The sequence below is a fragment of the Mesorhizobium sp. M0011 genome (assembly GCF_040324155.1).
Lineage (GTDB): Bacteria > Pseudomonadota > Alphaproteobacteria > Rhizobiales > Rhizobiaceae > Mesorhizobium.
Map to the genome: position 1 here is coordinate 144271 of NZ_JAMYVQ010000011.1, position 12513 is coordinate 156783.

The following is a 12513-nucleotide window of genomic DNA, read 5'->3' on the forward strand; positions in this document are numbered from 1 at the left end:
CTCTGTAATAAACTCGACAAAACAAGAGAACATGGATTTCGGGGAGGCCCATGGCGATACGCGATGTTCTGATGCGCGGGGATCTTGCGCTGACGCCGTCGGAAGAGAAGATCGTCCGGCTGCTGTTGACGGACTATCCGACCTCCGGCCTCGGCACCGCTTCGTCGCTTGCGCGGCGCGCTGGCGTCAGCGATCCGACCGTGGTGAGGCTGGTCGTAAAACTCGGCTATGAAGGGTTTCCGGACTTCCAGGCGAAGCTTCTGGCCGAAGTCGAGGCAAGACTGCACTCGCCGCTGCTGATGATGGAGGCCAAGCGGCAGAGCGGTTCCAACGACAGCGCCGTGCTGGCCTATCTCGATAGCGTCACCACGGCCTTGCAGAAAGCCACCGCCGCGACACCCATCCAGACATACGAACGGGCGGCCCGCCTGCTGATGGAGGTCAAGGGCGAGATTGTCATGGTAGGCGGCCGGTTCAGCCGCCACATCGCCGGCATGCTGGCCGGCTATCTCGTGCAGTTTCGCTCCGGGGTTCGCGATCTTGGTGTGCTCTCCCCGCAGACCTTCGACACGCTCGCCGACCTCGACCGCCGCAACGTGCTCGTCGTGTTCGACTATCGCCGCTATCAGCTTGATGTGATGGCCTATGCGAGCCAAGCGGCAGCGCTCAATGTGCGCATCGTCCTTTTCACCGACCAATGGCTGTCGCCGATATCAGATCTCGCCGAAGTCACCATCGTCAGCCCGCTCGAAGTCGCCTCGCCCTACGACACGCTGGCGCCGGCGATCGCCCAGATGGAGGCGCTGGTCGCCCATATCGTTTCGACGCTGGGCGACGAGGCCCGCGCCCGCATTGAGCGGCTCGAAAGGGTGCGGCATGCCAATGCCGTGACGCTCGACAGCGACCCGCAAGAGAACGGCGCGCGCAAGACACCCGGCCCCCGCAAGACACCGGGACCCAAATCAGCAAAGCAGGACGGCAAAGCATGACCCAGGCCCTACCCAAACGAGACGAAGCCTTCCGTGCCGGCGAAACGGCACTGCTGCTCGTCGACATGCAGCGCATCTGGCTGGAGCCGGGCGCCGATCCGTCGCATCCGGAGCGTGGCCCCGATCATTATTTCTACCGGCAGACATCCTCGCGGACGATCCCCAACCAGGAGCGCCTGCTGGCCGCGGCGCGGGCCAATGGCGTCGAGGTGCTGCACACCATCATCCAGAGCCTGACCGAAGACGGCCGCGACCGCTCGCTCGACCACAAGCTGACACCGATCCATATTGCACCCAGCCTCCCCGAGGGACTGCCGGTGGCATCGCTGGCGCCGGTTGGCGACGAGATCATGCTGCCGAAGACGTCGTCGGGCATCTTCAATTCGACCAATGTCGACTATCTCCTCAAGAACCTCGGCATCCGCTATCTCGTCGTGGTCGGCGTGCTGACCGATCAATGCGTCGACATGGCGGTGCGCGACGGCGCCGACCGCGGCTATCTCGTCACCTGCGTATCGGATGCTTGCGCCACCATCACCCAGGAACGCCACGACATCGCGCTCAAGGCCTTCGGCGGCTACTGCTGGGTGGCCGACACCGACACGGTCGTCGACCGCTTCAACGCTTTGGGAAAACCGGCATGACATCGACCGTCGAGCCTCTGGTTGCCGTCGTCACCACGGATCTCTCCGCCGTCACGCGGGGCCGTTTCGTTGCCGAAAGCAAGTTGCAGAAGACCGCCACGACCGGGGTCGGCTGGCTGCAGGCCAATCTGTCGCTGACGCCGTTCAACTCGATCGTCGATCCCAACCCCTGGGGCTCGTCGGGCGACCTGCGGCTGATCCCCGATCTCAAGGCGCGCTTTCGCACGACACGCACCGGATCGGCGACGCCGTTCGACATGGTCGCCGGCGACATCGTCGAGCTCGACGGCAGCCCATGGCTCGGCTGCACCCGCACGATGCTCAAAGAGGCGTCGGCCGATTTGAAAGCCGCAACCGGCCTGTCGGTCATCGCCGCCTTCGAGCATGAATTCAATGTCGCCGACGGCGGCTTCGCGCCGGCGCATTCGATGTCTTTCGCCGCATTGCGCCGCACGGACCCCTTCGCGCCCAACCTGATGGCGGCGCTGGAGGAGGCCGGCGTCGCACCCGAAGTGGTCATCGCCGAATTCGGCGACGAGCAGTTCGAGGTGACGCACGAGCCGGCGGACGCGCTGACGGCAGCCGACCGCGCCGTCGCCATCCGCGAAATCACGCGCGAATTGGCGCGCAATGCCGGCTGGCGTGCGAGCTTCGCGCCCAAGACAGCGCCAACTGCCGTCGGCAACGGCGTCCACATCCATTTCAGCTTCGTCGACGAGGCCGGCAAGCCGGTGACATACGATCCAACGCAGCCCGGAGGTCTTTCCGCCAAAGCCGGCGCCTTCTGTGCCGGCGTGCTGCGCCATCTGCCTGGAATGACCGCGATGACGGCGTCGAGCGTGTCGTCCTTCTACCGGCTGAAGCCGCACAGTTGGAGTTCGTCCTATACCTGGCTTGCCGACCGCGACCGCGAGGCGTCGCTGCGCATCTGCCCGACTGTGACGATGGGCGGACGCGATCCGGCGCGGCAGTACAATATCGAGTACCGGGCGGCGGACGCCACCGGCAATCCCTATCTGTCGCTGGCGGCGATTATCCGCGCCGGGCTGGAAGGGCTGAAGGCGGGCCTGCCGTCGCCACCTTTGGTCACCGGCGACCCGACACTGATGAGCGAGGCGGAGCGCGCAAGTCTCGGTCTAGTGCGCCTGCCCGAAACCCTGCCCGCGGCACTGGACGCGTTGCTGGCCGACGGCACCGTGACGGGATGGTTCGCGCCTGTCTTCATCGAAACTTTCGTCGGCCTCAAGCGACATGAAGCCGAGCGTCTTGCCGGTCTCGATCCGGCCTCCATCTGCGATCTCTACCGGACGCTCTATTGATGACCGCACGGACCGAAAAAGATTGGCCGGAGGCCGTCGAGGTCCTCAACGAGCACGGCCGTTCCGATATCGTGCTGTTGTGCGAGCATGCCTCCAACCACATGCCGGCCGAGTATCGACAGCTCGGCCTCGATGCCAATCATCTGCAGCGCCACATCGCCTGGGATATCGGCGCCGCCGAGGTGACCCGCCTGCTGTCCGCGAAGCTCGATTCACCAGCTTTCCTCAGCGGCTACTCCCGGCTGCTGATCGACCTCAACCGGCCGCTCAATACCCAGGGCAGCATTCCGGTGCTGTCGGAAGATACCGGCATTCCCGGCAATGTCGGCATCGACGCGACGGAGCGGACCCGGCGTGCCGAGATCATCTTTTCGCCGTTTCATGACCGGGTGACCGCGCATCTCGACTGCCGGGCACAGGCAGGCCGGCGGACGCGGATCGTGACGATCCATTCCTTCACGCCGGTCTTCCTCGGTGTCAGCAGACCCTGGCATGCCGGCGTGCTGCACGACCAAGCAAGAGATCTCGCCGAAGCGATCCTTTCGGGCCTGCGCACCGACGCCGGGCTCAATGTCGCGGCCAACGTGCCCTATGTGATCAGCCGTGACGCCGACTACGCCGTGCCCATCCATGGCGATGATCGCGGCATCGCCGCCGTCCTCGTCGAGATCCGGCAGGACCTTTTGTCGACACGGCGCGGCATCGAGGAATGGGCGGACCGGCTGGCGGCGGCACTGCCGGCACAGAAGGCGGAGAAAGTGTCGTGAGCAATCTCAGCTTGCGCGAACGTGACGCCGCGACCATCGCCCAGATCGGCAAGCTGCGTTTCTCGCCGCTCAGCGTCATCGGCGGCCGGGGCAACCGGCTGATCGAGGAAGACGGCCGCTCCTTGCTCGACCTGTCGGGATCGGCCGGTCCGGCGGTGCTCGGCTACGGCCATCCGGCCATCGTCGAAGCGGTCGAGACGTCGATCCGCGACATGGCCGGCGCCAGCCTGCTGCTCTACCCGAACGAGCCCGCCGTATCGCTGGCGGAGCGGCTGCTGGCGATTACGCCCGGAGAAGGCGAACGGCGCGTCTGGTTCGGCCATTCCGGGTCGGATGCCAACGACTGCGCGGTGCGCGTGCTGCAGGCGGCCACCGGCCGTTCGCGCTTCATATCGTTCATCGGCTCCTATCACGGAAATCTCTCCGGCTCGATGGGCATCAGCGGCCATACCGCCATGACCCACACGCTACCCCGGCCGGGCGTGCTTCTGCTGCCCTATCCCGATCCGTACCGCCCGAATTTCAGCAGCGAGGACGTGCTTGCCCTGCTCGACTACCAGTTCGAGACCACCTGCCCGCCGCATCAGGTCGCGGCGGTGTTCATCGAGCCGTTGATGTCGGATGGCGGGCTGATCGTGCCACCGCCTGGCTTTCTCAAGGCATTGCAGGAGCGTTGCCGCAGGCACGACATCAAGATTGTCGTCGACGAGGTCAAGGTCGGGCTCGCTCGCAGCGGCATGATGCACTGCTTCCAGCATGAAGGACTGACGCCGGACCTCGTCGTCTTCGGCAAAGGCATCGGCGGTGGCTTGCCGTTGTCGGCCGTGATCGGCCCTAAGGAGATCATGGACCATGCGCCGGCCTTCGCGCTGCAGACAACCGCCGGCAATCCGGTGGCGACATCGGCCGGCAACGCGGTGCTGAAGACGATCGAGACGGACGGCCTGGTCGAGCGCTCGGCGCGGATCGGCATGCTGTTTTCCGACGCGCTGCGAGCCCTTGCCGCCAGGCATGAGATCATCGGTGATGTGCGCGGGCGCGGCCTTGCCATCGGCGTCGACCTGGTCAAGGACCGCACGACACGTGAGCCGGTTGCGGCGGCGACCACGGCCAAGATCATCTATCGCGGCTATGAGCTGGGTGCAGCCTTCACCTATGTCGGGTTGAAGGCCAATGTGCTGGAGTTCATGCCACCGCTGACGCTGACGGAAGACGAAGTGGCGGAGGGCGTGGCGATCGTCGACCAGGCGATCGCCGACGTCAACGCCGGCGAGGTCTCGGACGCGGACGTCGCCTCCTTCATGATGTGGTGAACAGAAAGGCGCGGCCACGGCTGCGGCAGAAATTGCCTATTCTAGAGCAGTTCACCGTTTCACGGAAACGGCGACCCGCTCTAACTCCTTGTTTACGCAATTCCGGACGGAAAAGCGTTTCACACTTTTCCTGAAATTGCTCGAGGCAGCCCCGACTGATCGTTGCGCAACAATTATTTCGCGATACGCACGATCAGCTTGCCGAAATTCCTGCCTTCGAGAAGGCCAAGAAAGGCCTGTGGCGCATTTTCGATGCCATCCACGATATCTTCCCTGTATCGAACCCGGCCGGATGCTATCCAGTCGGCCATCTCGCGGTAGAAGGCCGGGCGCTGGTCGACAAATTCGCGCTGGATGAAACCCCTGATCGTCAGGCTGCGGTGCAGCACTTGCTGCATCAATGTCGGCAACCGGTCGGTGCCGGCATCCGCGATGACGTTGTACTGCGCGATCAGCCCGCAGACCGGCACACGCGCAAACTCGTTCAGCTGCGGAAACACCGCGTCCCAGACAGGACCGCCGACATTCTCGAAATAGATGTCGATGCCGCCGGGGCAAGCTGCCTTCAATTGCTCGGCAAAATCGTCGGCCCGGTGATCGACGACCGCGTCAAAGCCCAGCTCGTCTCGCACGAAGGCGCACTTTTCGGCACCGCCGGCAATGCCGACGGGACGCGCTCCCTTGATGCGCGCGATCTGGCCGACGGCCGACCCGACCGCACCGCTGGCGGCCGCCACGACGACCGTTTCGCCAGGCTTCGGCTGTCCGATGGTGAGCAGACCGGCATAGGCCGTGAAGCCCGGCATTCCGAGCACACCCAGTGCGGTCGTGATGGGCGCCGCCGCGGGATCGAGCTTGCGCAGCCCGACACCGTCGGACAGGGCGAAACTCTGCCATCCGGAGTGGGACAGGACGATGTCGCCTTCAGCAAACTCCGGATGGCGAGAGATCATCACACGCGCGACGGTGCCGCCCTCCATCACACCGTCGACATCGACCGGCCTGGCATAGGATTTGGTGGCGTTCATACGACCGCGCATATAGGGATCGAGCGACAGATAAAGGATCTGCAACAGCAGTTCGCCCTCTCCCGGCTGGTCAAGGTCAACCGTCTCGATGCGGAAATGATCCGGCTTTGGCCGGCCTTGCGGTCGCGCCGCGAGCACGATGCGGGTGTTGGACTGGATTGACATGGAGACCTCTCCGCGAAGGATGTTCTACTCGAAAAACCGGTTGGGCGGCCGCTTCAGGCCGAGATTCTCGCGCAGTGTCGACCCCTCATATTGCCGCCTGAAGATGCCTCGCCGTTGCAATTCCGGCACCACTTTCTCGGCAAAATCATCGAGCCCTGCCGGCAGGTAGGGAAACATGATGTTGAACCCGTCGGAGCCCTCGGCAACCAGCCATTCCTCCATCTCGTCGGCGATTGTTTCAGGCGTGCCGACAAAAGCAAGCCCGGAATAGCCGCCCAGCCTTTGCGCAAGCTGCCTGACGGTCAGGTTCTCCTCGCGCGCCAGTTCGATGACGCGCTCGCGGCCGCTCTTGCTGGCATTGGTTTCGGGAATCTCCGGCAAGGGCGCGTCGGGATCAAAACCGGACGCATCATGTCCGATCGCGATCGACAGCGAGGCGATGCCGCTCTCGTAATAGACGAGGCTGTCGAGCTTGGCCCGTTTGGCCTGCGCGTCCTCGACGCTGTCGCCGACCACGACAAAGGCACCGGGCAGGATTTTGATGTCGTCGCGCGAGCGGCCAAGTTTCTCCGCACGGCCTTTGACGTCGGCGAAGAAACGCTGCCCCGAGGCGAGATCGGCATGGGCGGCGAAAATGACTTCCGCCGTTTCGGCAGCCAGCTGTCGCCCCGCCTCCGAGGCGCCGGCCTGGACGATGACCGGCCAGCCTTGGATAGGCCGCGCAATGTTGAGCGGACCGCGCACCGAAAGATGCTCGCCCTTATGGTCAAGCACATGCAGCTTTGCGGGGTCGAAATAGAGCCCGCTTTCGGCGTCGCGGATGAATGCATCGTCGGCGAAGCTGTCCCACAGGCCGGTGACGACATCGTAGAATTCCCGTGCCCGCCGATAACGCTCATCATGCTCGACATGCTCGTCGAGGCCGAAGTTCAGCGCCGCGTCAGGGTTGGACGTGGTGACAATGTTCCAGCCGGCGCGTCCACCGCTGATATGGTCCAGCGAGGCGAAGCGGCGGGCAACATGATAGGGCGCGTCGAACGTCGTCGATGCGGTAGCGACCAGCCCGATATGGTCGGTGACGGCGGCGAGCGCCGACAGCAGCGTGAATGGCTCGAACGACGTGACCGTGTGGCTGCGCCGCAGCGCCTCGATCGGCATGTTGAGAACGGCCAGATGGTCGGCCATGAAGAACGCGTCGAATTTCGCCGCCTCCAGCGTCTGGGCGAAGCGTTTCAGATGCGCGAAATTGAAATTGGCATCGGGATAGGCGCCCGGGTAACGCCAGGCGCCGGTGTGCAGACTGACGGGGCGCATGAAGGCGCCGAGGCGCAATTGTTTTCGTGTCATGTGGCGGATATCTCGGACGTTGGAGATTGAACAAATCTCGACGAGGATCGACCTCCATCAAGGCACGGGGAAGGTATTGCGTTCCCCCGCCACGCGCTTCCGCAGCATTCGCTTCCCCGCCGCCAGCGCAAAATGGCACAGCGCTCCGCCGGCGAGCTTTATGGGCTCAGTGTCGCTGCGACCGGCGCAGATATGTCTCCAGCCAGAGGCTGTAGCGTGAGCCGCCGAAGCACAGCACGAAATAGATCAGCGCAGCGAACAGATAGGCCTCGTCGTAGTAGCCGAGCCACTGCGGATCGGCCGCCGAGGATCGGGCCGCATTGAGCAGGTCGAAAACGCCGATGACGGCAAGCAGCGATGTCGCCAGTAGGAAGCCGATCGCCAGATTGACCATGCCGGGAATGACCAGACGCAGCGCCTGCGGCAGGACAACGAGCTGCATCGTGCGCCAATAGCCGAGGCCAAGCGCAGTCGCGGCCTCGTGCTGGCCCGCCGGTATCGCCTGGAGGCCGGCACGAACGACCTCGGCGACATAGGCCGACCAGAACAGCGTGATCATGATCATCGCCCGGACATTCTTGTCGATCAGCTGGCCATTCGGAATGGCCATTGGCAGGATGAGCATCGCCACATAGAGGATGGCCACCATCGGCGTGCCACGCATCAGTTCGATAAAGGCGATCGCAAGCGTGCGCAGGCCGCCCATGCCGGAACGCCGCGCCAGGGCGAGCAGGATCGCCAGCGGCGTCGCCAGTCCGAAGCAGACCGACCATACGAACAGCGTCACGGCCAGCCCGCCCCACTGGTTCGATGGGACGGCGGGAGGCACCAGCGTGCCGGACATCAGGATCCAGCTGGCGACGACGACGACAGGCCAGGCGACGAGCAATCCCTTGCGCCAAAATCGCGGCTGAGCGGTGATGACGAGGAGCCCCAGCAGCAGCACCATGACGACGAGCGGGCGCCATTGCAGCGCCGGCGGATAGAAGGCGAACAGGATGAAGCGGAATTTCGCCCCCACGAACGCCCAGCATGCGCCGTTGGCGAGTGCACAGTCGGCTGAGGTTCCGGTCCATGTCGCGTCGAATACGCCCCAGCGCAGCAGTGGCGGTACGATCCAGCCCAGCAACGCCACCGTAACCAGGGTGATGACTGAATTGAGCGGGGTGCCGAAAAGCCCGATCTTCAACGTCCGCAGCGTTGCCGACGATCGCCACGGTGGTAGGTAAACAGTGTCGGAGATGCTCATGTCCTCGCAATTCCTCTGAGAGCGACACGCCGGTTGTAGTGGTTCATGGCGGCCGATACGGACAGGTTGATCGCCAGATAGATGCCTATCAGCAGTGTCAGCGCTTCCAGCGACTGCCCGGTCGTGTTGGCGGTGGTGTTGATGATGCTGACGAGATCAGGGTAGCCGATGGCAACCGCAAGGCTGGAATCCTTGGTCAGGTCCAGGTAGCTGGACGTTGTCAGCGGCGTGATGACGCGCAAGGCCTGCGGCAGCACGACGAGCCGCATGATCTGGCCGCTGTGCAGGCCAAGCGCCCGGGACGCTTCCCATTGGCCACGGTCGACCGACTGGATGCCGGCTCGCACGATCTCGGCGATTGCCGCCGAAAACTTGACCACCAGGCCCGTCAACAGTGCCGTGAATTCCGGCGTCAGATTGTAGCCGCCGCGAATGTTGAAGCCAGCCAGCGCCGGTATCTCCCAGCTCGCACCGGCTCCGGTTAGAGGAAAGGTCAGCACAACGCCAGCCAGCAGCCCCGCGGTTGCGATGCCCAGCCGCCTGGCAGGCAAGCTGCCCTCGCGCCGCGCCCTCCAAAGGAAAGCCATATAGGCCAAGGCTAGGCCGACAAGCAGCCAGAGCGTCGGCGCCGACACACCATGAAAGGCGAGCCCGGGAACGAACACGCCCCGGTTGGTGAGGAAGAAACTGCCGAAGACCGAGAGCGCCTGGCGTGGCGAGGGAAACGATTTTGCCAGCGAAATCCAGAAGAACAGCTGAAGCAGAAGCGGCGTGTTGCGGACGATCTCGACATACCAGCGCACGAGCGCGGCCAGCAACAGATTGCCTGAGAGGCCGGCAACACCGAGAGCAACGCCGAGGATCGTGGCGAGCAGACATCCAAGCGCTGCCACCGTCAGCGTGTTCAGAAGACCGGCCAGGATCGCGCGCGCATAGGGGTCGCCCGCCCTGAAGGCGATCGGCGCCTCGCCGATCTCGAAATTCGCCGGCCTGCCGAGGAAGTCGAACCCCGGCGTGATGCCGATGCGCGCCATGGTCGCGGCGGTGTTGTGGCCGAGCAGCCAGAACAGGGCGATGACAGCCGCGATCACCGCGATCTGGGTCAGCGGCCAGTCGCCCCACCACCTGGACAACTTGCGTAACATGCCGGGTCCGTCTGGACCCGGCACGGTTTCGTCCGTCAATGACATTGGCTGAAGGGTCTCAGCGGAACGGCGGTGAGTACAGCAGACCACCGTTGGTCCACAGGCTGTTGTAGCCGCGCTCCCAACCGAGCGGTTTCAGGTTCCGGTCATAGATTTCGCCGTAATTGCCGACGGTCTTGACGATATTATAGGCCCATTTCGGATCGAGGCCGATCGCCTGGGCGAGCGACGGGTCTACGCCGAGAAAGCGCTGGATGGCCGGATCCGGCGATTTCAGGAACTCGTCGACATTCTTGCTGGTGATGCCCCATTCCTCGGCCTGGATGGTTGCGTTGACCGTCCAGTTGACGATTTCGAGCCAGCGGTCGTCGCCACCGGCGATTGCCGGTGCGAGCGGCTCCTTCGACAGCCGCTCGGGCAGGATAATGTAGTCATCGGGCTTCTTCAGCTGGGTGCGCTTGCCAACGAGATCGGACGAGTCCTGCGTGATGGCGTCGACGCGCCCTGTCTCCAGCGCGTTGATGAATTCGCCGGTATCCTCGATCGTCACCGGTGTGAACTTCTTGCCGGTCTTGCGGAAGAAATCGGCGATGTTCAACTCGCCGGTCGTACCGCTCTGAACGCCGATCGTGGCACCGTCCAGGTCGGCAGCCTTGGTGACGCCGAGGTCCTTGCGCACAAGGATGCCCTGGCCGTCGTAGAAAACCGTCGGACCGAAATGGAAGCCGAGCTGGAAGGCACGCGTGATCGTTACCGTCACGCCCGACAGCAGAATGTCGAACTCACCGGCCTGGAGCGCCGGCAGGCGCTGCTGCGGCGAAGAGTTGGTGAACTCCACCTTGTCCGGGTCGCCAAAGACAGTGATCGCCAGGGCGCGTCCATAGTCGGCGAAGAAGCCTTGCCAGCGACCGTTGCTGTCCGGCGAGAAGAAACCGGGTGTCGTGCCGACACCGACCTTGATGGAGCCACGCTCCTTGATCTTGTCGAGCGTCGGGCCCGCATAGGTCGCGGTCGAAAACAATCCCGCCGCCACCACCAGCGTCGTCGCCAGTGCCGTCCTCCAACCGGCGCCAAGCCGCATTGCAATCGTCATGTCAGTCAACTCCTGAGGTTCATTGTTGTCAGCCGATCGCGGAACGTCCCCCGCTCTGTTCGACTGCCCCGAAGTTAACTCTATAATTTTGGTAGACTAAGGAACGGCAATCCATTTTTTTGCCTGTCCGGAAAGCAGATTGCTTCGAAAATGCACATTGGCGGCGAATGCGAACCGCGCTGTTCCCGAATGGATTGCTATGCGAAGGATATGTTCGCGCCGCTGAAGATGGAGATCGCGCAGCAAAAAATGGCCGGGCTCGAATACGGCCCGGCCAAAAAGAAGGTCAAAACCTTCAGAGGGGAACACCGTTCGGCGAAATGGGAGGAAACCGCCGAACGATTTTACCTTTTTGGGCTTATTTCGAAGCCTTGGCGACGAATGGCATTCCAAAAAACAAATGAAACGGCAAAAATTCATGCGCCGCTGAGCTCACGAACCCGCCGTTCCGGTCTCGAGAAGATCGGCATAGTGGCGGCGTGCCACGTCGGGATGTGAACGCAGCCGGCTTTTGAGCACATTGGTCCCGACATCGCGGAACAACGGGTTGTCGGGATCGCTTGCCGGTCCGCGCGCCTGTGCCGCCAGTTCCTCCGAAAGGCCAAGAAGCGGGATGGTCGCATCGAGCCGCGCGCTGAAGAAGAAGGGGACGGAAATCCGCTCGACGCCGGCAGGCGGCGTCACGACGCGGTGCACGGTGGCCCGTAGATATCCATTCGATGCCAATTCGAGCAGTTCGCCGATGTTGACGACCAGTGTTCCGGGCAGCGGATCCACATTCACCCAGCTTCCGTCATATTCGACCTGCAGCCCCTTGGTGTCGTCCTGCAGCAGCAGGGTCAGGAAACCGCCATCCTTGTGCGCACCGACGCCCTGGTCGCCTTCTGTCGCGTCACGGCCGGGATAACGGACGATCTTCATGCGATGGTTGGGCGAGTCCCGGTAGATCGCGTCGAAGGCGCCCTCGGGCTGATCGAGCGATAGTGCGAAGGCCTTCAGCAGCCGAATCGCCACCGCGGTCGCCTTGGCCTGCCATGCGAGCAGTGCCGGCTTGAGCTCCGGCAGTGCAGACGGCCACTGGTTCGGTCCCTGCAACCTTGTCCATGGTGCAATTCCAGGTCCCTGCGCTATGGGCTGGCGCTCGACGCCTAAATCGAGTTGCTCACGCCAATCGGCCGCGCCCCTGGTCAGTTCGCCGCCGGCGCGGGTGTAGCCGCGGAACTGCTGGGATTTGACCATTTCGATCGCCAGCTTGTCGGCCTCCGGCAGCGCGAAGAACCGGCGCGAGGCATCGAGCACGTCGTCGATCTCCGAGGCGGAAATTCCGTGGCCGCTGAGGTAGAAGAAGCCAACGTCTCGCGCCGCCGTGCGCAGGTCCAGGAGAAAGGTACGATATTCGGAGGCACCTTGTTCGAGACGGCTCAGATCGAGCACCGGCACAATTCTGGGCATGG

Annotated in this window: 12 protein-coding genes; 6 read left to right on the forward strand and 6 right to left on the reverse strand. The window is 63.6% G+C overall.

Annotated elements, in window-relative coordinates:
• Window positions 1–50: 50 nt before the first annotated feature.
• From NKK51_RS15130 to NKK51_RS15150, 5 genes are read left to right on the forward strand one after another with little or no spacing between them, the layout of a single operon-like run.
• Entirely contained in the window at window positions 51–989 is a 939-nt protein-coding gene (locus NKK51_RS15130) for a MurR/RpiR family transcriptional regulator (protein ID WP_352553643.1), read from the forward strand.
• The gene (locus tag NKK51_RS15135) at window positions 986–1633 is read left to right on the forward strand and encodes a cysteine hydrolase family protein (protein ID WP_023809063.1); all 648 of its coding nucleotides are present in this window, start codon (window positions 986–988) and stop codon (window positions 1631–1633) included. The genes NKK51_RS15130 and NKK51_RS15135 overlap by 4 nt, the downstream gene beginning before the upstream one ends.
• On the forward strand, window positions 1630–2952 hold the full coding sequence (locus NKK51_RS15140; protein WP_352553645.1) for a type I glutamate--ammonia ligase: 1323 nt from the start codon (window positions 1630–1632) through the stop codon (window positions 2950–2952). Before NKK51_RS15135 ends, NKK51_RS15140 begins: the two co-directional genes overlap by 4 nt.
• The gene (locus NKK51_RS15145) at window positions 2952–3719 is read left to right on the forward strand and encodes an N-formylglutamate amidohydrolase (protein WP_352553647.1); all 768 of its coding nucleotides are present in this window, start codon (window positions 2952–2954) and stop codon (window positions 3717–3719) included. Before NKK51_RS15140 ends, NKK51_RS15145 begins: the two co-directional genes overlap by 1 nt.
• Window positions 3716–5032, forward strand: coding sequence for an aspartate aminotransferase family protein (locus NKK51_RS15150; protein WP_352553648.1), 1317 nt, complete (start codon window positions 3716–3718; stop codon window positions 5030–5032). The genes NKK51_RS15145 and NKK51_RS15150 overlap by 4 nt, the downstream gene beginning before the upstream one ends.
• 173 nt (window positions 5033–5205) lie before the next feature.
• Here NKK51_RS15150 and curA read toward each other — a convergent pair whose 3' ends face one another.
• The 5 genes from curA to NKK51_RS15175 form a co-directional block, all read right to left on the reverse strand.
• Window positions 5206–6225: an NADPH-dependent curcumin/dihydrocurcumin reductase gene (curA, locus tag NKK51_RS15155; protein ID WP_352553650.1), complete on the reverse strand. Its 1020-nt coding sequence runs from the start codon at window positions 6223–6225 to the stop codon at window positions 5206–5208.
• Window positions 6226–6249: 24 nt separating this feature from the next.
• Window positions 6250–7572, reverse strand: a complete 1323-nt coding sequence (locus NKK51_RS15160) for an LLM class flavin-dependent oxidoreductase (RefSeq protein WP_352553652.1) — start codon at window positions 7570–7572, stop codon at window positions 6250–6252.
• A gap of 166 nt (window positions 7573–7738) precedes the next feature.
• Window positions 7739–8821, reverse strand: a complete 1083-nt coding sequence (locus NKK51_RS15165; protein WP_352553654.1) for an amino acid ABC transporter permease — start codon at window positions 8819–8821, stop codon at window positions 7739–7741.
• The gene (locus NKK51_RS15170) at window positions 8818–9966 is read right to left on the reverse strand and encodes an amino acid ABC transporter permease (RefSeq protein ID WP_352553657.1); all 1149 of its coding nucleotides are present in this window, start codon (window positions 9964–9966) and stop codon (window positions 8818–8820) included. The genes NKK51_RS15165 and NKK51_RS15170 overlap by 4 nt, the downstream gene beginning before the upstream one ends.
• A 58-nt stretch (window positions 9967–10024) precedes the next feature.
• The gene (locus NKK51_RS15175) at window positions 10025–11047 is read right to left on the reverse strand and encodes an amino acid ABC transporter substrate-binding protein (protein ID WP_127293017.1); all 1023 of its coding nucleotides are present in this window, start codon (window positions 11045–11047) and stop codon (window positions 10025–10027) included.
• Window positions 11048–11269: 222 nt separating this feature from the next.
• Between NKK51_RS15175 and NKK51_RS15180 the strand changes: the two genes are divergently transcribed.
• A complete protein-coding gene (locus tag NKK51_RS15180; RefSeq protein WP_352553658.1) occupies window positions 11270–11557 on the forward strand; it encodes a hypothetical protein in 288 nt (95 codons plus the stop codon).
• Here NKK51_RS15180 and NKK51_RS15185 read toward each other — a convergent pair.
• Window positions 11492–12511 carry an isopenicillin N synthase family dioxygenase gene (locus NKK51_RS15185; protein WP_352553660.1) on the reverse strand — a complete coding sequence of 340 codons (1020 nt, stop codon included), beginning with the start codon at window positions 12509–12511 and terminating at the stop codon, window positions 11492–11494. The genes NKK51_RS15180 and NKK51_RS15185 overlap by 66 nt on opposite strands.
• Between the last annotated feature and the right edge of the window lie 2 nt (window positions 12512–12513).

Excerpts from the sequence above, each read along its gene's own strand:
- NKK51_RS15185 (WP_352553660.1), bottom strand. The coding sequence starts at position 12,511 with ATGCCCAGAATTGTGCCGGTGCTCGATCTGAGCCGTCTCGAACAAGGT.
- NKK51_RS15140 (WP_352553645.1), top strand. The coding sequence starts at position 1,630 with ATGACATCGACCGTCGAGCCTCTGGTTGCCGTCGTCACCACGGATCTC.
- NKK51_RS15145 (WP_352553647.1), top strand. The coding sequence starts at position 2,952 with ATGACCGCACGGACCGAAAAAGATTGGCCGGAGGCCGTCGAGGTCCTC.
- NKK51_RS15165 (WP_352553654.1), bottom strand. The coding sequence starts at position 8,821 with ATGAGCATCTCCGACACTGTTTACCTACCACCGTGGCGATCGTCGGCA.
- NKK51_RS15180 (WP_352553658.1), top strand. The coding sequence starts at position 11,270 with ATGTTCGCGCCGCTGAAGATGGAGATCGCGCAGCAAAAAATGGCCGGG.
- NKK51_RS15130 (WP_352553643.1), top strand. The coding sequence starts at position 51 with ATGGCGATACGCGATGTTCTGATGCGCGGGGATCTTGCGCTGACGCCG.
- NKK51_RS15170 (WP_352553657.1), bottom strand. The coding sequence starts at position 9,966 with ATGTTACGCAAGTTGTCCAGGTGGTGGGGCGACTGGCCGCTGACCCAG.
- curA (WP_352553650.1), bottom strand. The coding sequence starts at position 6,225 with ATGTCAATCCAGTCCAACACCCGCATCGTGCTCGCGGCGCGACCGCAA.
- NKK51_RS15160 (WP_352553652.1), bottom strand. The coding sequence starts at position 7,572 with ATGACACGAAAACAATTGCGCCTCGGCGCCTTCATGCGCCCCGTCAGT.
- NKK51_RS15135 (WP_023809063.1), top strand. The coding sequence starts at position 986 with ATGACCCAGGCCCTACCCAAACGAGACGAAGCCTTCCGTGCCGGCGAA.
- NKK51_RS15175 (WP_127293017.1), bottom strand. The coding sequence starts at position 11,047 with ATGCGGCTTGGCGCCGGTTGGAGGACGGCACTGGCGACGACGCTGGTG.